Genomic DNA, 19,390 nt, shown 5'->3' on the forward strand with positions numbered 1-19,390 from the left:
CTGCACCACCTGACAAAGCGCGCAGAGACCATGGGCTACAGCTTGGTACCGTTGGCCACCCCAGAAAAAGCCAATGAAATATCAACAGCTTAGGAGGAGTTTCTTGAGAGGCAGTCGCCGAAGGCGACAACGAAGATGACGACGGGGACGTCCGGAGCGAAGGCTCCGGACCGCAATCGTGGGCGATCGCCTCCCCGGTGACCACGGCGTCGGGCGACCTACGAAGACTATCGCCACGAAGGCCGCTATCAGACACCTAACTCAGCCTTCCCAAGCCGAGACAACCCTTCAATTCACCTTAGCCCCAGACACCTCAACCGCCCTCTTCCAAGTCCCCAACTCCCGCTCGATATGCGCCCCAAACTCCCCAGGCGTAGACCCCACCACCTCATATCCATATCCCGCCAACTGCCCCTTCAACGCAGGCACCGCCACCGCCTCCGCAATTCCCTTGCTGACTGCATCAACCACCGCCCCCGGCGTGCCCGCCGGCGCCAATATCCCGTACCAGCCGTTGACGACGAAGTTGGGAACGGTTTCTGCGACGGTGGGGACGTCGGGCAGAAGCGGAGAGCGGTGTTCGCCGGTGACGGCGATTGCTTTCAATTTGCCGGCCTGCACTTGCGGCAGCGAGGTCGAGATGCTGTCGAACATCAAGGACACTTCGCCGCCGAGCAGTGCAACGACCGCAGGACCGCTGCCTTTGTACGGTACGTGCATCATGTCGGCGCCCGTCTGGTTCTTGAACATCTCGGCGGCCAGGTGGCTGGTGTTGCCGTTGCCGGCGGACGCGAAGCTCAGCTTGCCGGGGTTGGCCTTGCCGTAGGCGATCAGTTCGCTGACGGTGTTGGCGGGCGTGGCGAGCGGGGCGGCGACGAGCATGGGCAGTGTGGCGACGAGGGAGACTGGCGCGAAGTCCTTGCGGGTGTCGTAGGGCAGCGAGGGATAGAGGCTGGGGTTGATGGTGTGGGCGGCCAGCACCATCAGGAGCGTGTAGCCGTCGGGCTTGGCGCGGGCGAGTTGGGCGGAGGCGATGGCGCCGCCTGCGCCGGGTTTGTATTCGAGGACGACCGGTTGGCCCCACTTCTTCTGGAGTTCTGCGCCCAGCGGGCGCGCGAGCATGTCTGCGCTGCCGCCCGGCGGGTACGGGATCAGCAAGGTGATGGGCTTGTCCGGATAGGTTTGCGCCGCGTGCGCGACGGCGCTGGCGCCTAGACACAGCACGCTTGCCGACGCGGCTGCCAGGATTGAACGGATCATCGGTAGCTCCTTTGCCCAGCGCGGGGCGGACGTGGGTCATCATCAGGGCGGCAGGAACGGCTGCGCCTGCCAGTCGTTTGCGCACATCTCGGCGTGGCTGCGCAAGCCGGTCGCTTACGCACATCGCGACGCGCCCCGCGCAGAATCCCGCTTACGGGTGTCGCGGCGAGGCTGCGTCAGCGGGTCGATTGCGCGTATCGAGGCACGCCCGTGTCATCCACGACGATCGTTCGCGGCGATTGCGGAAAATGCAGCGGCGCGTCGGTGATCGACCGCAGGAAGTCTTCGGTTACGCCCGCCTTCATCGCGTGCACCTCCAAACCCACGGGCATGACGTCGATGACGGCAAGGTCCGTATAGATGCGCGACACCACGCCTTTGCCGGTGAGCGGATAGGTGCATTGCCGCAGGATCTTGGGCGTGCCGTCGCGGCCGCGGTGTTCCATGGTGACCAGGACCTGCTTGGCGCCAACGGCCAGGTCCATGGCGCCGCCGACGGCGGGGATGGCGTTCGTGGCGTCGGTTTTCCAGTTGGCGAGGTCGCCGCGTTCGGACACCTGGAAGGCGCCCAGGACCGCGTAGTCGAGGTGGCCGCCGCGCATCATGGCGAAAGAGATCGTGTGTTCGGTGATGGACGCGCCTTGCAGCAAGGTGATGGGCTGGCGGCTGGCGTTGATGAGGTCGGGGTCGATGTCGTTGCCGGTGGCGGCGGGGCCCATGCCGAGAATGCCGTTTTCGCTGTGCAGCAGGATTTCGCGGCCGCTGGGCAAGTAGTCGCCGACCAGGGTCGGCATGCCGATCCCGAGGTTGACGGTGGCGCCATCGGGAATGTCGCTGGCCAGAAGCTGGGCGATCTGCTGGCGGGTCAGGCCGATGATGTCTTGCATGTCAGGCCTCCACGCGCACGACGGATTTCACGAAGATGCCCTGCGTCATGATCTGTTCGGGCACCAGCGCGCCCAGCGGCACGATCTCGTCGACCTGCGCGATGGCGTGTCCCGCTGCCATGCACATGACGGGATTGAAGTTGCGCGCGGCGTGGCGGTACATGAGGTTGCCCCAGCGGTCGCCCAGGTGCGCGCGGATGAGGGCGTAGTCGGCGCGCAGGGGCTGCTCGAGCACGTAGCCGATGCCGTCGATGACTTCCTGGCGCCGGCCTTCTGCCAGTTCGGTGCCGTAGCCGGTGGGCGTGTAGAACGGACCGAGTCCAGCGCCGGCCGCGCGCAGCCGTTCGGCCAGGGTGCCTTGGGGCACGCATTCCAGTTCGACCTCGCCTGCGCGGTAGGCGCGGGCGAAAGCCTCGGAGTTGGGTGGGCGCGGGTGCGAACAGATGATCTTGCGGACCTGCTTGCGCACCAACAGCGCGGCGATGCCGCGTTCGAAGGTGCCGGCGTTGTTGGAGATGATGGTGAGGTTGCGCCGGTCCAGTTCGGCCAGGCAGTGCAGCAGTTCGTAGGGCACGCCGGCTTCGCCGAAGCCGCCCACCAGCACGGAGGCGCCATCGGGAATGACGGCCACGGCCTGCGCCATGGATTCCTGAATCTTGTCGATCACCTATTGCTCCTGCACGAGACCCGCGGCGTCCACGATGCTTTTCCAGCGGGCGCGTTCCTGGTCGATGAAAGCCGCGAACTCCACGGGCGTGTTGCCGCCGGCCTGGCCGCCCATGGTCTTGAAGCGCTCGCTGATCTCGGGGCTGCGCACCACGTCGCGCGTGGCGGCGTAAAGCTTGTCGATGGCGTCCTGCGGCGTGCCGGCGGGTGCGACCAGGCCGAACCACGCGGTGACCACCATGTCCTTGACGCCGGCCTCGGCCATGGTCGGCACGTCCGGCAATTCGGCGAGGCGCTTGTCGCTGGTGACGGCCAGCGCGCGCAGCTTGCCGGCCTGGATGTACGGCATGGAGCTGGGCAGGTTGTCGATCATGAAGGTGAACTGCTGGCCGAGCAGCGCGGCCACGGCGGGGCCGGCGCCCTTGTAGGCGACGTGCGTGCCGGGGATGCCGGCGCGCTGCTTGAACATTTCGGCGGACAGGTGCGGCGACTGGCCCGCGCCGGAACTGCCGAAGGAAACCTTGGAAGGATCCTGCCTGACCTGCGCCAGCAGATCGGCCACGCTGCGGGCGGGCGAGGCTTCGTTGACGACGAGGACGTTGGGCACCGAAATCACGAGCGTCACCGGCGCGAAGTCGGCGGGCTTGTAGGGCAGCGTCTTGTAGAGCGCGTAGTTGATGGCGTTGGGGCCGATGTTGCCCATCAGCAGCGTGTAGCCGTCGGGCTTGGCGCGCGCCAGCGCCTGCGCGCCGATGATGCCGGCGGCGCCGGCGCGGTTTTCCACGATGACCTGCTGGCCGAGCTTGGCGGACAGCTTATCGGCGATGAGGCGTGCCGAGATGTCGGTGGTGCCGCCCGGCGCGGCCGGGATGATGAGGGTGATGGGCCGTTCAGGCCAGGCCGCCTGCGCCGGGTTCGCGATGGCGATGGCCATCGCGCCGGCTGCCAGCCAGCGATGCGCACACATCATGCTTGTCTCCCTGCGTGACCATTGATTGGTCAACTCGTGAGCACGAGTGTGGGCGCGGGGGTGGCAATTGCCTATTCCGGAATCCGGAGGTGTGGGTTCGCCTGGGCTGAAGTACGCATTCTGGCCGACGCGGTTTCACTGCCGCAGGCGCCACGATGGCCGTGCCGGCCAACGCTGCGGCGGCCGGCCGGCGTGTTCAGGGCCGGCAGCCGGGCACTGGGTGTTACGCCCCCGCGCGCTCCCAGCGCCGCTGGATGGCCTTGGCCGCGACCACGCCATCCGCCATCGACGTCACCACGCAGGGGTGCATGCGGTGCGCGACCTCGCCGATGGCGTAGATGTCGGGCACGCTGGTCTCGGCGGTGGCGAAGTCAGTGCGGATGTAGCCGCGCTCGTCGCGCGCGAGCCTCAGGTCGTCGGCAAACGCGGCCTGTGGTTCCCAGCCGTAAAAGACCAGGATCAGGTCGTACTGCCGGCCGTCCACGCTGCGGGTGGCCGGGTCGACCTTGTAGGGTCCGATGTGCACGCCTTCGGTACCGGCGCGCGTCACCCATTGCTGTTGGGCGCGCACGCTACGGGCGTAGAGATGGACATTGCGCGCGCCGCGGTTGCGCACGTAGACGTAGTTTTCGAAGGCGTTGTCGCCCCCGCCCAGCACCGCGACCGACAGGCCGGAATAGTCCTGCGCCACGATGGGTGAGCCGGGGCCGATCAGCACGCCCGGCCAGGACGCGCCCGGCGGGTGGTCGGGCAGTCCCTTCGCGCGCACGCCGGAGGCAATGACCAGAGTGCGGGCGCGGGCCAGGGTTTCCTGGCCGTCCGGACCGGCGAGCGTGGCCTCGATGCCGCCCTTGCAGGGCCGCACGCCGGTGACACGGGTTTCCAGCCGTACCGGCACATCGGCGGCGCGCACGCTGGTGTCGATGTTGGCGGCCACCTGCTGGCCGGTCACGCCGGGCAACACGGCGATCCAGTCGTCGGCGAACGGGTTGTCATTGCCCAGCCCGCCGAGACGGGCGCTGGCCTCGACCAGCAGCGGCGACAGGCCCAGGCGGGCCAGCCAGAGGGCGCAGGAGGCGCCGGCCGGGCCGCCGCCTACAATGACCGAATCGTGCATCTGTTGCATGTCACCCCTTATTGACTGCGCCGGCGCCTCGCGCGCGCCCGGACATGGCCGAATTGTAGCCAGCGCGTCCCCCCATCCGCCGCCGCCTTACAATTCGGGCTATTCCACCCAGGTTTTCATCATGCCCACTCGCCGCATCATTCTTTCCGGCCTTGCGCTCGACGCCCGCATCGGCATCCTCGAACACGAGCGCCGCGCCACCCAGCCCCTGCACGTCGATGCCGAATTCGACGTCGACATCCAGCGTTCGGTGGACGACCACGATATCCACAGCGTGCTGGACTACCGCCGGCTGCGCGAGGCCATCGTCGAGGAATGCACGCAGGCGCATGTGAACCTGATCGAAACCCTGTCCGAACAAGTAGCGGCGCGCCTCTTGGCGGACTTCCAGGAAATCCGCGCGCTGCGCCTGCGCATCAGCAAGCCCATGGCCTTCTCCGACTGTGCGGCGGTGGGCGTGGAAATCCAGATCAATCGCTGACATGAACGATATCGCTCCCCCCGGCGTGCAATTTCGCACGCCCGCCGACGAAAAGGCACGCCACGAAGGCAACAAGCTGACCAAGCGGCTGGCGCGCGAGACCACGCGCGCCTTGTCCGACTACAACATGATCGAGGAAGGCGACCGCGTGATGGTCTGCCTGTCCGGCGGCAAGGATTCCTATGCCATGCTGGACATCCTGCTGCAGCTTCAGAAGCGCGCGCCGTTCAAGTTTGAACTGATCGCGGTGAACCTGGACCAGAAGCAGCCTGGCTTTCCTGACCACATCCTGCCGCAGTACCTGAAGGAACTGGGCGTCCCCTTCCACATCGAGACGCAGGACACGTATTCGATCGTGACGCGCGTGCTGGAAGAGGGCAAGACGATGTGCTCGCTCTGTTCGCGGCTGCGTCGCGGCATTCTGTACCGCGTCGCATCGGAACTGGGCGCCACGAAGATCGCGCTGGGCCATCATCGCGACGACATCCTGGCCACGTTCTTCCTGAACCTGTTCTATGGCGGCAAGGCCAAGGGCATGCCGCCCAAGTTGGTGTCCGACGACGGCCGCCACACGGTGATCCGCCCGCTCGCGTACGTGGTCGAGTCCGACCTGATCGCCTACGCCGAACTCAAGCAGTTCCCGATCATTCCGTGCAATCTCTGCGGTTCGCAAGAGAACCTGAAGCGCAAGGAAGTGGGCCGCATGATCAAGGAATGGGACAAGCAGCACCCGGGCCGGTCGTGGAACGTGTTCAATGCGCTGTCGCGGGTGGTGCCTTCGCATCTGATGGACCGCGACCTGTTCGATTTCGTCGGCTTGAAGCCCACGGGCGTGCCAGATGCCAACGGCGACACGGCGTTTGATACGGTCGATCCCACGGACGAGTCGGACGATGCGTGCGGCGATACGCCGCCGGCATTGGAGCCGGGCGCGATCGTCGAGAAGAAAGTGGTGTTCTCGCGCGGGTGATGCGCCGCGTGCAACGCGACCATCCCAAATGAAAATGGGGCTGCGATAGGCAGCCCCATTTTTTTGCTCGGGCGCAATCAGGCGTTCAACACCCGGATCGGCGAGCCCGCTGCCCACGCCTTCACGGCTTCCAGGCAGTTCTGGTAGAAGGCCTCGAAGTTTTCGCGGCTGACGTAACCCAGGTGCGGGGTCAGGATCACGTTGTCCAGGTCGCGCACGCTGTCGGTGGGCGACAGCGGCTCTTCGGGATACACATCCAGCCCCGCGCCGGCGATGCGGAACTTCACCAGCGCGTCCATCAGCGCTTCCTGATCGACGAGTCCGGCGCGCGAGGTATTGACCAGATATGCGGTCGGTTTCATCGCGGCCAGCGCGGTGGCGTCGACCACGTTGCGGCTGCGATCGGACAGAATCAGGTGCAGGCTCACCACGTCGGACGTGGAAAAGAGTTCGTGCTTGTCCACGCGCGTGACGCCGGCGGCCTCGGCGCGCTCGTCGGTCAGGTTGGGGCTCCAGGCCACCACGTCCATGCCGAAGGCCAGACCCACCTTGGCCACCGCGGCGCCCAGCTTGCCCAGGCCCACCACGCCCAGGCGCTTGCCGGCCAGCGGCTCGGGCATGGCCGTCTGCCACATGCCGCGGCGCATGGCGGCGTCTTCGGCGGGCAGATGCTTGAAGAGACCCAGGATGTGCGCCCAGGCCAGTTCCGCCGTGGCGGTGTTGGCGTCGGCACTGCCGGGCGCGCCGGACACGACGATGCCCTGCTCAGCGCAGGCCTGCATGTCGATGGCGTTGTTGCGCATGCCGGTGGTGACCAGGAGGCGCAGCTTGGGCAGGGCGCGGATGCGCTCGGCGGGAAATGGCGTGCGCTCGCGCATGGCGACGATCACGTCGAAGGGCTCGAGCGAGGCCTCGACCTGGTCGTCGGGAATGAAGTTGTTGAAGATTTGCACCTCGGCGTCGCCGCCCAGCGAGGTCCAGTCCGCATAGCGCCGGGCTACGTCGTGGTAATCGTCGAGTATTGCGATTTTCAAGTCTTGTCTCCGGGAGGGATGGCGCTTGCCGCGCCCCCCTTTCCCGGGCCGGCGCGACGCGCGCCGGTCAGTTCAAACGGGCCTTGAGCTGGTCCAGCGGCAGCGCGCCGCTGATGCGCGAGCCGTCGGCAAAGAACAGCGTCGGCGTGCCGCGCACCATCAGCTGCTGGCCAAGCTCCAAAAGCTTGTCTTCGGGCACGTCGCAATTGGCGTTGGGCGGCGTCTTGCCGCGCAGCATCCAGTCGTCCCAGGTCTTGCCCTGGTCCTTGGCGCACCAGACATTGCGCACCTTGACCTTGGAATCCGGCGACAGGATGGGGTAGAGGAAGGTGTAGACGGTCAGGTTGTCCACATCTTCGAGCGTCTTGCGCAACTGCTTGCAATAGCCGCAGTTGGGATCTTCGAAGATCGCGACCTTGCGCGAGCCGTCGCCCTTGACCTGCTTGATCGCCAGGTCCAGCGGCAGCTGGTCGAACGTGACGGCGCTGAGCTTTTCCTGGGATTCGCGGGTGACGTCGCGGCGCGTCGCGGCGTCGATCAGCGGTCCTTCCATGACCCACGTCACGCCTTCGTCGGTGTAGATCAGGTCCATGCCGAGCTGCACTTCAAACAGGCCATAAGGCGTGCGGCGCACGGTCGTGACGTTCATGCCGGAAAAGCGTTGCTGAAAGCGTTCCTTGACGGCGGCCGACTGCGGATCGAGTTCGGTGGTGGAGACGCTTTTTTCGCCCTTGGCCGCCTGCCCCACGGACTGTGTGGAGACGGATTTTGCGCCCTGCGCATGGGCCGTGGCGGACAAGCCGATACCCGCGGCGAGGAAACAGGCCGCCAGCGTGGCGGGAATGCGGAATTTCATCGGTACTCCTGGTCTTGTCAGTCGTGTGCTCAGCCGGAAAGCGTAACCGATCCGGGTCGGGCGGCCGCGGCAGGCGGCGGGTGGGCGGATCCGTATCAGACGGGGCCGGCCGCCGCAGGTTCCGCCCGGCGCCGGCGTCGGGCCGAATCGGGGCAGGTTTGGCCGAATCGGGCCGAATCGGACCGAATCGGGCCGGGTTTGGCCTAGTGGGCCCGGGTTGGGCCGGGTCAGCCCTAATTGGCCGACGCCCCCGCGATCAGCCGGCGCTTGATCAGCGGCGCGCCCTCGACCCAGTGCATGCCGGCGTTGCGCAGCCAGACGAGCGGCGTCGCCTTCGATGCGAACAGCTTGTGCAGCCCGTCGGTCGCCAGCCGCATGGCCAGGACCGGTTCGGCGCGCGCCCGCTGGTAGCGGTGCAGCACGCGCAGGTCGCCGGCCTGCCGGTAGGGTTCGCGCTCGGCGACGATGCGGGCCAGCGCCTCGACGTCGCCCAGCCCCAGGTTCAGGCCCTGTCCCGCCAGCGGGTGCAGGCGGTGCGCGGCGTCTCCGGCCAGCGCGATGCCGGGCGCCACCATCTGGGCGCGCTCCAGCGTCAGCGGAAAACCGTGCAGCTTGCTGCGGACCTTCAGGCGGCCCAGCCGCCCTTCGGCAGCCTCGGCCAGCAGCGCCTCCAGGCGGGCGGTCTGCGCTTCCTGCGGCAGGTCCAGCAGTTGCTGGGCCAGCTCGCTGCGCATGGACCACACCATCGAAACCTGGGGGCCGTCCGCGGTATCGGGCAGCGGCAGCAGCGCCAGCACGCCGTCGTCGCGAAACCATTGGATCGCGGTGCCCTGGTGCGGCAATTCCGCGTCCAGATGCACGACGAGTCCGGTGTCGTTGTAGGACTGGGCTTCGTGCTTCAGCCCGGCCGCCTCGCGCAGCGGCGAGGCCGCGCCATCGGCGCCGACGAAGAGTTCGGCCTGGATGCGGGCGCCGCTCTCGGTGTCGATCGCGCCGTTCTGGTAGCCGGTGCAGCGGTCTTCCAGCCACGCGATGCCGAACATGCGCACGGCCTGGATCAGGACGCGCTCGATCTCGCCGGATTCGACGATCCAGGCCAGTTGCGGCAGCGCGGCCTGCCAGGCATTGAGGTTGACCTGGCCGTCCGCGTCGCCGTGGATTTCCATGGCCTGCACGGGCATCAGCCGCGACGCGGGCATGGCATCCCACACGCCGATGTCGGCCAGGAAGCGCTGGCTGGCCGGCGAAATGGCGTAGACGCGGGGGTGATAGCGGTTGGGATCGGCGGGCGGCACGGCGGCGCGCGGCGCCAGGACGGCCACCCGCTGGCCGCGGCGGGCCAGCGCCAGGGCGGTGGACAGGCCGACGATGCCGGCCCCGCAAACTACGATCTGATGGCTCATCGTGCGGAAGGCTCCCCGGCCTGTTTGGGCCACAGCAGCCACATCTGGCCGCGTTGCTTCATGCGGCCGGCCTGCTGGCCGGCTTCTTCGCCGTAACCCCAGTAGAAGTCGGCGCGGGCCGCGCCCCGGATGGCGGTGCCGGTGTCCTGGGCGAACACCAGGCGCTGCAAGGGCCGGTCCGACGCGGGATAGGTGGTGGACAGGAACAGCGGCGTGCCGAGCGGCACGAAGGTCGCGTCCACCGCCACCGAGCGCCGCGGCGCCAGCGGGATGGCATAAGCGCCCTTGGGGCCTTGTTCAGGATCCACGACCGCCTCTTCGCGGAAGAACACCACGGCCGGATTGGCGTTGAGCATTTCCTGGACACGCTTGGGATTGCGCTGCGCCCAGGCCCGGATGTTCTGCATGGACGCCTGGTCGGCGGTGAGTTCGCCGCGGTCGATCAGCCAGCGGCCGATGGACACATAGGGCTGGCCGTTGTGGTCGGCGTAGGCGACGCGGATGGTCTTGCCGGCGTCGGGACCGTCGGTCAGCTGCACGCGCCCGGAGCCCTGGACCTGCAGGAAGAAGTTGTCCACGGGGTCGTCCACCCAGACCACCACGGGCGGGCGGCGGCCGGACGACGATTCGATGGCGGCGCGCGTGTCGTACGGCACGACGCGCTTGCCGTCGAGCTTGCCGCGCACACGCTTGCCGGCCAGGTCGGGGTAGATGGAACCCAGGTCGATCGTCAGCAGGTCGGCGGGCACCGCGTACAGCGGCCATTGGTAGACACCGCCCTGGCGGCGCGAGCCGCGCACCAGGGGTTCGTAGTAGCCCGTCACCGTATTGGTGGCCGGCTTGCCGTCGGCCGCATTCAGGCGCCAGGGTTGCAGGTAGGTCTGCAGGAAGCGGCGCACGCCTTCGGCGTCGCCGGCGGCGGGCGCGCGGGCCGGGTCGATGGCCGCGGCGCAGACCGGCTGCCAGGCGCGCGGCGTGGCACGCGCGGGCGCGGCCAGGTTTCCGCTGGTGGGCCGCATCAGACCCTTGCAGTTGCGCAGGAAAAGGGGCCAGAACTGCGACAGGTCGTCGGCGCTCCATCCGGGCAGCTCGGACCAGTTGGCCGGCTTCAACTTGCCGGCCAGCGCGCGCGGCGGGGTGTCGGGCAACGAGCCCAGCGGCGGCACGACGAGCGGGCCGTCGGCCGCGGGCGTGCGAGCACCGGGCGTAGCCGGCAGGCCGGATCCGGAATCAGGGGGAATATCGGAGGGGGTGGAACATGCCGCCAGCAGGATCGACAGCACGGACAGGCTAAGAATGCGCTTCATGTGCAGAGGGAAAAACGTGCAACGGAAGGCCGGACCATACTCAGTGCAAGGTGCGCGGCATGGCCAGGACGAATTCGGAGATCGGCACCTCGAACGGAATGCCGTTCTCGCCGACGCAGTGATAGATGCCGCGCATCGTGCCCACCGGCGTGGGCAGGGGACAGCCGCTGGTGTATTCGAAGGTCTCGCCCGGGGCCAGGAGGGGCTGCTGCCCCACGATGCCCAGGCCGCGCACTTCCTGCACGCGCTGGTTGCCGTCGGTGATGATCCAGTGGCGGCTGATCACCTGCGCGGGATGTTCGCCGGTATTGGTGATGCGGACGGTGTAGGCGAACACGAATTGCTGTTCGCCGGGGTCGGACTGTTCGGGCACGAAGCGCGGAGAGACAGAGACGCTCAGGTCGTAAGGTTTCACAGTCCTTCCCTGTGTGGCTGCACGCGGGCGGCGGAACATGGGCGCCCACGCTTGAAAGACGAAATTTCAGGCGCGCCAGCCGGGGCATACCCGCTGCGGCGCCTCAAACTGCAATAATGGCACATTATGCCCTCCCCGACCCCGAACATCATGTCCAAGCAAACGGCCTCCACCCGCATTACTCCCAGCATCCTGTCGGCTGACTTCGCCCGGCTGGGCGAGGAAGTCCGCAACGTCGTCGCCGCGGGCGCCGACTGGATCCACGTGGACGTGATGGACAACCACTATGTCCCCAACCTGACGATCGGCCCGATGGTCTGTGCCGCGATCCGCCCCCACGTCGAGGTGCCGATCGACGTGCACCTGATGGTCGAGCCCGTGGACGCGCTGGTGCCGCAGTTCGCCAAGGCCGGCGCCGACTACATCAGCTTCCACCCCGACGCCAGCGCCCACGTGGACCGCACGCTGTCCCTGATCCGCGAAAGCGGCTGCAAGGCCGGTCTGGTCTTCAATCCCGCCACGCCGCTGTCCTACATGGACTACGTCATGGACAAGATCGACCTGGTGCTCATCATGTCGGTGAACCCGGGCTTTGGCGGCCAGAGCTTCATTCCGGCGGCGCTGACCAAGCTGCGCGAGGCCCGCGCCCGCATCGATGCGTGGATGCAGGCCGGCGGCCAGGAGATCGTTCTGCAGGTGGACGGCGGCGTCAAGATCGACAACATCGCCGAGATCCGCGCCGCGGGCGCGGACACGTTCGTGGCCGGCTCGGCCATCTTCGGCAAGCCGGATTACGCCGGCATCATCAAGGCCATGCGCGACCAGATCGCCATCGGCGAAACCACCGCTGTCTAAGGAACCCGACATGACCGCTTTTCGCGCCGCGCTGCTGGACCTGGACGGTACCCTGCTCGACTCCATTCCCGATCTGGCCTTTGCCGCCAACGCCATGCGTGTTGAACTTGGCATGATCGCGCTGCGCGAGGACGTGGTCGCCACGTTCGTCGGCAAGGGCGTGGACAACCTGGTGCGGCGCAGCCTGGCCGGTTCGCTCGATGCCGCCGACCCGGCGCCCGACGAATTCCAGCGCGCCCGCGAGGCTTTCTACCGCCACTACCACCTGGTCAACGGCGAGCGCGCGCAGGTCTACCCGGGCGTGATCGAAGGCCTGAAACTCATGCGCGACCAGGGCCTGAAGCTGGCCGTGGTCACCAACAAGCCCACGGAATTCACCTTGCCGCTCTTGCAGCGCACGGGGCTGGCGGGCTTTTTCGAGGCCGTGGTGTGCGGCGACACCTGCGAGCGCCGCAAGCCCGATCCCGACCAGATCCACCATGCGTGCGACCTGATGGGCGTGGGCGTGAACGAGGCCGTGACGATCGGCGATTCGATCAATGACGCGCAGGCGGGCCGCAGCGCCGGCACGCAGGTCCTGGTGGTGCCATATGGCTACAACGAAGGACGTGACGTGCGCGAGCTGGATGTCGATGGTATAGTTGACACGCTTGTTGACGCCGCCCAGTGGGTCGCGCTCTGGAATCAAAACCAGAACGCCGCAAAAGTCCCCGCTTAATGCACGTCGCAACCCAGGCAAGAATTCACTACCGCGCATCACTTCCGCGTACTTCATTACCGAACCGCTAAATGAACGTTTCCATCCAGAACCAAATGCTCGGCGCCTCGTGGCGTTGGTGGCGTTTGTCTTCCGGGTGGCGATGATTCCCCTTCCCGGCCCTAGACGCGACCTTGCCGCCTAGCGCCGACACTGTGTAAACAGCGCCCAACCCGGAACCAGTCAACTGGACCGGGTTTTTTGTTGCGTGCCCGGTCCGAAAGCAGACACCGCTTACGAGACCCGACATGACCGAAATCGAATTCAAGGCCCTTGCGGCACAAGGCTACAACCGCATTCCGCTGGTGGCCGAGACCTACGCCGACCTGGACACCCCGCTTGGCATCTACCTGAAACTGGCGCACTCCGGTCCCCTGGCCGGCCGCATGACCTGCCTGATGGAATCCGTAGTGGGCGGCGAGCGCTTCGGCCGCTACTCGTTCATCGGCCTGCCGGCGCGCACCGTGATCCGCGCCAGCGGCACGCGCACCGAAGTGCTGCACGACGGCAAGGTCGCCGAGACGCACGACGGCGATCCGCTGACCTTCATCGAGCAATACCAGAGCCGCTTCAAGGTCGCGCTGCGTCCGGGCATGCCGCGCTTCTGCGGCGGTCTGGCCGGTTACTTCGGCTACGACACCGTGCGCCACATCGAGCCGTGCCTGGGCCCCGCCGTCAAGCCGTTCCCGGCCGGCATGGAAGGCGGCACGCCCGACCTGATGCTGATGCACGTGGACGAACTGGTCATCGTCGACAACCTGGCCGGCCGTATCTACCTGATGGTCTATGCCGACCCCAGCCAGCCCGAGGCCTACAGCCGCGCACAGCAGCGCCTGACCGACCTGCGCGCCCGCCTGCGCCGCCCCGTGGAAATTCCGTACAGCCACGCCAGCATGCAGACCGAGGAACGGCGCGATTTCAAGAAAGAGGACTACCTGGCGGCCGTGCTGCGCGCCAAGGAACATATCGCCGCCGGCGACCTGATGCAGGTGCAGATCGGCCAGGTCATCGCCAAGCCCTTCCGCGATTCGCCCCTCTCCCTTTACCGCGCCCTGCGGTCGCTCAATCCCTCCCCCTACATGTACTTCTGGAACTTCGGTGATTTCCAGGTGGTGGGCGCATCGCCCGAGATCCTGGTGCGCCAGGAACGCACCGTGGAAAACGGCGAGCCGAAGTCGCAGATCACGATCCGTCCGCTGGCCGGCACCCGCAAGCGTGGCGGCACGCCCGAGGAAGACGCGGCGCTGGCGGCCGAACTGAAGGCCGATCCCAAGGAGATCGCCGAACACGTCATGCTGATCGACCTGGCGCGCAACGACGTGGGCCGCGTCGCGCAGGTGGGCTCGGTGAAGGTGAGCGACACCATGGTGATCGAGCGCTACTCGCATGTGATGCATCTGGTGTCGAATGTGACCGGCACCCTGAACCCCGGCATGAGCAGCATGGACGTGCTGCGCGCCTCGTTCCCGGCGGGCACTCTGACCGGCGCCCCCAAGGTCGAGGCCATGAAGATCATCGACGAACTGGAACCCGTGCGCCGCGGCATCTACGGCGGTGCGGCCGGCTACCTGAGCTACGGCGGCGAGATGGACGTGGCCATTGCCATCCGCACTGGCGTCATCAAGGACGGCACGCTGTACGTGCAGGCGGCTGCGGGCATCGTGGCCGATTCGAACCCCGAAGCCGAATGGGCCGAGACCGAAGCCAAGGCGCGCGCCGTGCTGCGCGCGGCCGAGCAGGTGCAGCACGGCCTGGACGAACCCATCTGAGCCTCGCGGCCAAAACGACACCGCCCGGGCCGCAGAACGGCCCCGAGGAGAAAAAAATGCTGTTGATGATCGACAACTACGATTCCTTTACCTACAACCTGGTGCAGTACTTTGGCGAGCTGGGCGTGGACGTGCGCGTGGCGCGCAACGACCAGATCACGCTTGAAGAAGTGGCTGCGCTCAATCCCGACCAGATCTGCGTGTCGCCCGGCCCGTGCTCGCCGGCCGAGGCCGGCATCTCGGTGCCGCTGATCCAGGCGTACGCCGGCAAGAAGCCCATCCTGGGCGTGTGCCTGGGCCACCAGGCCATCGGCGCGGCCTTCGGCGGCGACATCGTGCGCGCGCAGCAGATCATGCACGGCAAGACGATCCAGCTGTCGCACACGGGCACTGACATCTTTGAAGGCCTGCCGACGCCGTACACTGTCATCCGCTACAACTCGCTGACCATCGATCCGGCCACCCTGCCGGACTGCCTGGCGGTCACCGCGACGGCGCCGGATGGCGACATCATGGGTGTGCGGCACAAGACCCTGCCGCTATACGGGGTACAGTTCCACCCCGAATCCGTACTGAGTGAGCACGGCCACGCCCTGCTGCGCAATTTCCTGAACCTCGCCTGAAAGGACGCACCGTGACGATTTCCCCCTCCGAAGCGCTGACGCGCTGCATCGAACACCGCGAAATTTTCCACGACGAAATGCTGCACCTGATGCGCATGCTGATGCGCGGCGAGATGTCGCCGCAGATCGCCAGCGCGCTGTTGATGGGCCTGCGCGTCAAAAAGGAAACCGTGGGCGAGATCACCGCCGCGGCGCAGGTCATGCGCGAGTTCGCCACGCCCGTGGTCACGCCCAATCCGAACGACCTGCTGGACATGTGCGGCACGGGCGGCGACGGCAGCCACACGTTCAACATTTCCACAACTGCGATGTTCGTCGCAGCCGCGGCCGGCGTGCCGATCGCCAAGCACGGCAACCGCAGCGCCTCGTCGTCCAGCGGCAGCGCCGACGTGCTGGAGGCGCTGGGCGCCAACCTGGTGCTGACGCCCGAGCAGGTGGCCGAATGCATCCAGGAGACCGGCATCGGTTTCATGTTTGCGCCCGCCCACCACGGCGCGATGAAGAACGTGGCCGCCGTCCGCAAGGAACTGGCCGTGCGCACGATCTTCAACATCCTGGGTCCCCTGACCAACCCGGCCGGCGCCGCCAACCAGTTGATGGGCGTCTTCCACCCCGACCTCGTCGGCATCCAGGTGCGCGTGCTGGAACGCCTGGGTTCGCGCCACGTGCTGGTCGTGCACGGCAAGGACGGCATGGATGAGGCTTCGCTGGGCGGGGCCACGATGGTCGGCGAACTGAAGGACGGCGTGGTCCGCGAGTACGAGATTCATCCCGAGGACTACGGGCTATCCATGATGTCCAACCGGAGCATCAAGGTGTCCAATCGCGAGCAGTCGCGCGAGCTTGTCATAGAGGCGCTGGAGAATGTCGAAGGCGCGGCCAGAGACATCGTCGCCCTGAACGCCGGGCTCGCCATCTATGCCGGCAACAAAGCCGATTCCATTCCCGAAGCCTTAGCGCTAGCATTTGAACTAATTTCCACCGGCGCGGCGCGAGCCAAGCTGGAAGAATTCTGCGCATACACCCGGACATTCCAGAAATGAACGATATTCTCGCGAAGATCCTCGCCGTCAAGGCCGAGGAAGTCGCCGCCGCCCGCCAGATGCGCAGCGAAGCCGAAGTCCTGCGCGAAGCGCAGGCGCGCCAGGACGTGCGCGGCTTCGCTCAAGCCATCGAAGACAAGATCTCGCAAGGCAAGGCCGGCGTCATCGCTGAAATCAAGAAAGCCTCGCCCTCCAAGGGCGTCATCCGCGAGGGCTTTGCGCCCGCCGAAATCGCGGCCACCTACGCCGTGCACGGCGCGGCCTGCCTGTCCGTGCTGACCGACGTGCAGTTCTTCCAGGGTTCGCACGACCACCTGCGCCAGGCGCGGGCCGCGTGCGCGCTGCCGGTGCTGCGCAAGGACTTCGTGATCGATCCTTACCAGATCGTCGCCGCGCGCGCGATGGGCGCCGACTGCGTGCTGCTGATCGTGGCCGCGCTTACGCCCGCGCAACTGCGCGACTACGAAACGCTGGCGATCGAGCTGGGCATGGACGTGCTCGTCGAAGTGCACGACGCCAAGGAGCTGGAAGTCGCGCTCACGCTCAAGACGCCGCTGCTGGGCATCAACAACCGCAACCTGCGCACGTTCGAGACCAGCTTGCAGACCACGCTGGACCTGCTGCCGCGCATTCCCGCAGGCAAACGCGTCGTGACCGAAAGCGGCATCCTCAAGCCGGAAGACGTGAAGCTGATGCGCGAGCACAAGGTCGACGCGTTCCTGGTGGGCGAAGCTTTCATGCGCGCGAAGGATCCTGGCGCGGAACTGGCGCGTCTGATCGGGTGAACCCGCGGCGGCGGGCGGCGTTGCCGTCTTGCCGTGCCGGACGGCGCATGCGTCATGCGGCGCATCGCCAGACGAGGGATCGGCCAATCGGCTGATCCCTCGCTCGTTTCTCCTTCCAACAGCTATTTCGGCCGAGCCAGGCCCCATGCAGCGCCGCGCCGGTACACCGTGCTGCGGTGCACGCCCAACGCGCGCGCCGCGCGGCTGACGCTGCCGCCGTGCTCGGCCAAGGCGGCCCGGATGGCGGCGTCCGTCATGGCGTGCAGATCGCCGGAGCCTCCGGCCGGCGCGAGCGTCGTTGTTGCGGTGCGCGAGGCATCAACGCCTGGCGTATCGATGCCCGACGTATCGACGCCCGACGTAGTAGCGCCCGACGTAGTAGCGCCCGACGTAGTAGCGCCCGACGTAGTAGCGCCCGACGCGATGGCTTCGATCTTCGCGGCGCTCGCTGCACCGCGCAATTCCGCCGGCAGCATGTCCGCATCCACCCTGCCCGCTGGTCCCGCCAGCACATGCAACGTGCGCAGCACCGACGCCAGTTGCCGGTAATTGCCGGGCCAGGAATATGCCGCAAGCACGGCTTCAATAGCGGGCGGCAGCGCGGGACCCGCGCCTTGCGCCGCCCACAGCTCGCGCAGCAATTCCAGGCGGTCTGCCCGCGCGCGCAGGGGCTCGAGCGTGACGGTGTATTCGGCAATCCGGAAGTACAGGTCGGGACGCACCGGTGCGTCCGGGCCTTCGTGCGCCAGCGGCCGATGCGTGGCGCACACCAGGGTGAAGTCCACCGGCACGGGCCGCGCCGCGCCCAATGGCGAGACCTCGCGCGTCTGCAGCACACGCAGCAGGCGGGATTGCAGCAGCAGCGGCATATCGCCGATCTCGTCCAGGAACAACACGCCGCCATGCGCCTGCCGCAACAGGCCCTTGCTGCCCTGGCGGCGCGCGCCGGTGAAGGCGCCGTCTTCGTAGCCGAACAGTTCCGATTCGATCAGGCTTTCGGGCAAGGCGGCGCAGTTCACCGCCACGAAGGGGCCGGCCGCGCGCTGCCCCCGCGCATGGATCTGCCGCGCAAACACTTCCTTGCCCACGCCCGTTTCGCCCTGCAGCAGGATCGACACGCCGGCGTCCGCCAGATGCACGGCGCGCGCCAGCGCGCCCAGCGTCGCGGCATCGAAGCTGGGGGCTGGCGCCCTGGCTAGCGCGCCCGGCGCGCGCGACAGGGGCGCGGCGGGCGGTTGCGGTGCGCGCGTGCGCGGCATGCGCAGCCGCGCGTGATAGACCGCGCCTGTGCGTGTGTGCACCCTGCCCGTCGCGTCCGGGCATCGTTCGATGTCGCCGTCGAATACGTCCGCGTAGCGGTACACGCCCAGCGCGGTCGCCGCCAGCGCCAGCGCCTGCAGCGCGCGCCGGTTGGCGCCGATCAGCAGGTCGCCCTGGAAGGCCAGCAGCGCTTCGCCGGGCTGGCCGAGCCCGGCGGGGTCGGCATGCAGGCGCAGCACCGTGCAGGGTTCATAGGCGCTTTCGAACAACTGGTGTTCGATGCGGTCCACGGCCCCGCGCACCAGTGCCAGCACATCGGGGCGCACGTCGCGGGCCTGGCTGGAGAGATCAAGCACGCCGAGCGTGCGGCCTTCGCTGTCGGTGATGGGGACGGCCGCGCAGGTCAGGATGCGGTTGGGTTCGAAATAGTGTTCGGCGCCGTGCACGGCGATGGGCCGGCCTTCGACCAGCGCGGTGCCGATGGCGTTGGTGCCGGCGGCGGCTTCGTCCCACGGCGCGCCCGGCATCAACGCCACGCGCGAGGCGCGATGCGCAAATCCCGTATCGCCGTCCGAGTCCAGCACCAGGCCCTGCGCGTCCGACAGGATGACGAGGTTGCCGCTGCCGCCGGCCTGGCGGCGCAGATAGGCGATGGCGGGTTCGGACAGGCGGCGCAGCGCTTCGTTGCGCTGCTGGGCTTCGCGCAGTTCGCCCTGCGTCATGAGATCGGCGCGTCGCACGCCACGCATGTCGAAGCCCAGGTCGGCGCAGCGGCGCCAGGAACGCAGGATGGGTTCGGCAACCATGCCGCCCGGCACCGCGCCCTGCTGGTTAAAGAGCAGGCGCGCCTGCGTCAGCGTCTGCCTACCGGAGTGAGAGGCCATGTATGTCTCCTGGGACCGGCGTTCTGCGACGCCTGTGCT

At 67.4% G+C, this 19,390-nt stretch carries 19 protein-coding genes; 8 read left to right on the forward strand and 11 right to left on the reverse strand.

What is annotated here, in order from left to right; genetic code table 11:
* Window positions 1–288: 288 nt before the first annotated feature.
* The 5 genes from HV681_RS14280 to HV681_RS14300 form a co-directional block, all read right to left on the reverse strand.
* On the reverse strand, window positions 289–1,260 hold the full coding sequence (locus tag HV681_RS14280; RefSeq protein ID WP_175123710.1) for a Bug family tripartite tricarboxylate transporter substrate binding protein: 972 nt from the start codon (window positions 1,258–1,260) through the stop codon (window positions 289–291).
* Between the two features lie 176 nt (window positions 1,261–1,436).
* Window positions 1,437–2,147, reverse strand: a complete 711-nt coding sequence (locus HV681_RS14285) for a 3-oxoacid CoA-transferase subunit B (protein WP_175123711.1) — start codon at window positions 2,145–2,147, stop codon at window positions 1,437–1,439.
* Between the two features lies 1 nt (window position 2,148).
* The gene (locus HV681_RS14290) at window positions 2,149–2,814 is read right to left on the reverse strand and encodes a 3-oxoacid CoA-transferase subunit A (RefSeq protein WP_175123712.1); all 666 of its coding nucleotides are present in this window, start codon (window positions 2,812–2,814) and stop codon (window positions 2,149–2,151) included.
* Complete coding sequence (locus tag HV681_RS14295; protein ID WP_175123713.1) at window positions 2,815–3,783, reverse strand: Bug family tripartite tricarboxylate transporter substrate binding protein; 969 nt, start codon at window positions 3,781–3,783, stop codon at window positions 2,815–2,817. It abuts the gene before it with no gap.
* Between the two features lie 223 nt (window positions 3,784–4,006).
* Window positions 4,007–4,909: an NAD(P)/FAD-dependent oxidoreductase gene (locus tag HV681_RS14300; RefSeq protein ID WP_175123714.1), complete on the reverse strand. Its 903-nt coding sequence runs from the start codon at window positions 4,907–4,909 to the stop codon at window positions 4,007–4,009.
* Window positions 4,910–5,030: 121 nt separating this feature from the next.
* On the opposite strand from HV681_RS14300, the gene folB reads away from it, so the two are divergent.
* Together folB and ttcA are read left to right on the forward strand one after the other, a co-directional pair.
* Window positions 5,031–5,390: a dihydroneopterin aldolase gene (gene folB, locus HV681_RS14305; protein ID WP_056565007.1), complete on the forward strand. Its 360-nt coding sequence runs from the start codon at window positions 5,031–5,033 to the stop codon at window positions 5,388–5,390.
* A 1-nt stretch (window position 5,391) separates the two neighbouring features.
* Window positions 5,392–6,360 carry a tRNA 2-thiocytidine(32) synthetase TtcA gene (ttcA, locus tag HV681_RS14310; RefSeq protein WP_175123715.1) on the forward strand — a complete coding sequence of 323 codons (969 nt, stop codon included), beginning with the start codon at window positions 5,392–5,394 and terminating at the stop codon, window positions 6,358–6,360.
* 77 nt (window positions 6,361–6,437) lie between these two features.
* Here ttcA and HV681_RS14315 read toward each other — a convergent pair whose 3' ends face one another.
* From HV681_RS14315 to apaG, 5 genes are all read right to left on the reverse strand, one after another.
* On the reverse strand, window positions 6,438–7,394 hold the full coding sequence (locus tag HV681_RS14315) for a D-2-hydroxyacid dehydrogenase family protein (protein ID WP_175123716.1): 957 nt from the start codon (window positions 7,392–7,394) through the stop codon (window positions 6,438–6,440).
* 67 nt (window positions 7,395–7,461) lie between these two features.
* A complete protein-coding gene (locus tag HV681_RS14320; RefSeq protein WP_175123717.1) occupies window positions 7,462–8,250 on the reverse strand; it encodes a DsbC family protein in 789 nt (262 codons plus the stop codon).
* A 233-nt stretch (window positions 8,251–8,483) separates the two neighbouring features.
* The gene (locus tag HV681_RS14325) at window positions 8,484–9,653 is read right to left on the reverse strand and encodes a UbiH/UbiF family hydroxylase (RefSeq protein WP_175123718.1); all 1,170 of its coding nucleotides are present in this window, start codon (window positions 9,651–9,653) and stop codon (window positions 8,484–8,486) included.
* Window positions 9,650–10,960, reverse strand: a complete 1,311-nt coding sequence (mltA, locus tag HV681_RS14330; protein ID WP_175123719.1) for a murein transglycosylase A — start codon at window positions 10,958–10,960, stop codon at window positions 9,650–9,652. Before mltA ends, HV681_RS14325 begins: the two co-directional genes overlap by 4 nt.
* Window positions 10,961–11,000: 40 nt before the next feature.
* Window positions 11,001–11,375, reverse strand: coding sequence for a Co2+/Mg2+ efflux facilitator ApaG/CorD (apaG, locus tag HV681_RS14335; RefSeq protein WP_056319266.1), 375 nt, complete (start codon window positions 11,373–11,375; stop codon window positions 11,001–11,003).
* Between the two features lie 126 nt (window positions 11,376–11,501).
* Here apaG and rpe point away from each other — a divergent pair, with 126 nt between their 5' ends.
* The 6 genes from rpe (at window position 11,502) to trpC (ending at window position 17,207) form a co-directional block, all read left to right on the forward strand.
* The gene (gene rpe / locus HV681_RS14340; RefSeq protein WP_056565028.1) at window positions 11,502–12,230 is read left to right on the forward strand and encodes a ribulose-phosphate 3-epimerase; all 729 of its coding nucleotides are present in this window, start codon (window positions 11,502–11,504) and stop codon (window positions 12,228–12,230) included.
* A 10-nt stretch (window positions 12,231–12,240) separates the two neighbouring features.
* On the forward strand, window positions 12,241–12,948 hold the full coding sequence (locus HV681_RS14345; RefSeq protein ID WP_056319270.1) for a phosphoglycolate phosphatase: 708 nt from the start codon (window positions 12,241–12,243) through the stop codon (window positions 12,946–12,948).
* 287 nt (window positions 12,949–13,235) lie between these two features.
* Window positions 13,236–14,756 (forward strand): anthranilate synthase component I, encoded by a 1,521-nt coding sequence (trpE, locus tag HV681_RS14350; RefSeq protein WP_175123720.1) that lies wholly within the window; start codon window positions 13,236–13,238, stop codon window positions 14,754–14,756.
* 56 nt (window positions 14,757–14,812) lie between these two features.
* Window positions 14,813–15,379, forward strand: coding sequence for an aminodeoxychorismate/anthranilate synthase component II (locus HV681_RS14355; RefSeq protein ID WP_105237103.1), 567 nt, complete (start codon window positions 14,813–14,815; stop codon window positions 15,377–15,379).
* Window positions 15,380–15,390: 11 nt separating this feature from the next.
* Entirely contained in the window at window positions 15,391–16,422 is a 1,032-nt protein-coding gene (gene trpD, locus HV681_RS14360; RefSeq protein ID WP_056565041.1) for an anthranilate phosphoribosyltransferase, read from the forward strand.
* Complete coding sequence (gene trpC, locus HV681_RS14365) at window positions 16,419–17,207, forward strand: indole-3-glycerol phosphate synthase TrpC (protein WP_175123721.1); 789 nt, start codon at window positions 16,419–16,421, stop codon at window positions 17,205–17,207. The genes trpD and trpC overlap by 4 nt, the downstream gene beginning before the upstream one ends.
* A gap of 122 nt (window positions 17,208–17,329) precedes the next feature.
* Here the strand turns inward: trpC and HV681_RS14375 are convergent, their stop codons facing one another.
* The gene (locus HV681_RS14375) at window positions 17,330–19,351 is read right to left on the reverse strand and encodes a sigma-54-dependent Fis family transcriptional regulator (protein WP_254594968.1); all 2,022 of its coding nucleotides are present in this window, start codon (window positions 19,349–19,351) and stop codon (window positions 17,330–17,332) included.
* Window positions 19,352–19,390: the final 39 nt, after the last annotated feature.

The sequence above is a fragment of the Achromobacter animicus genome, from assembly GCF_902859585.1.
In the GTDB taxonomy this organism is placed as follows: Bacteria; Pseudomonadota; Gammaproteobacteria; order Burkholderiales; family Burkholderiaceae_B; genus Achromobacter; species Achromobacter animicus.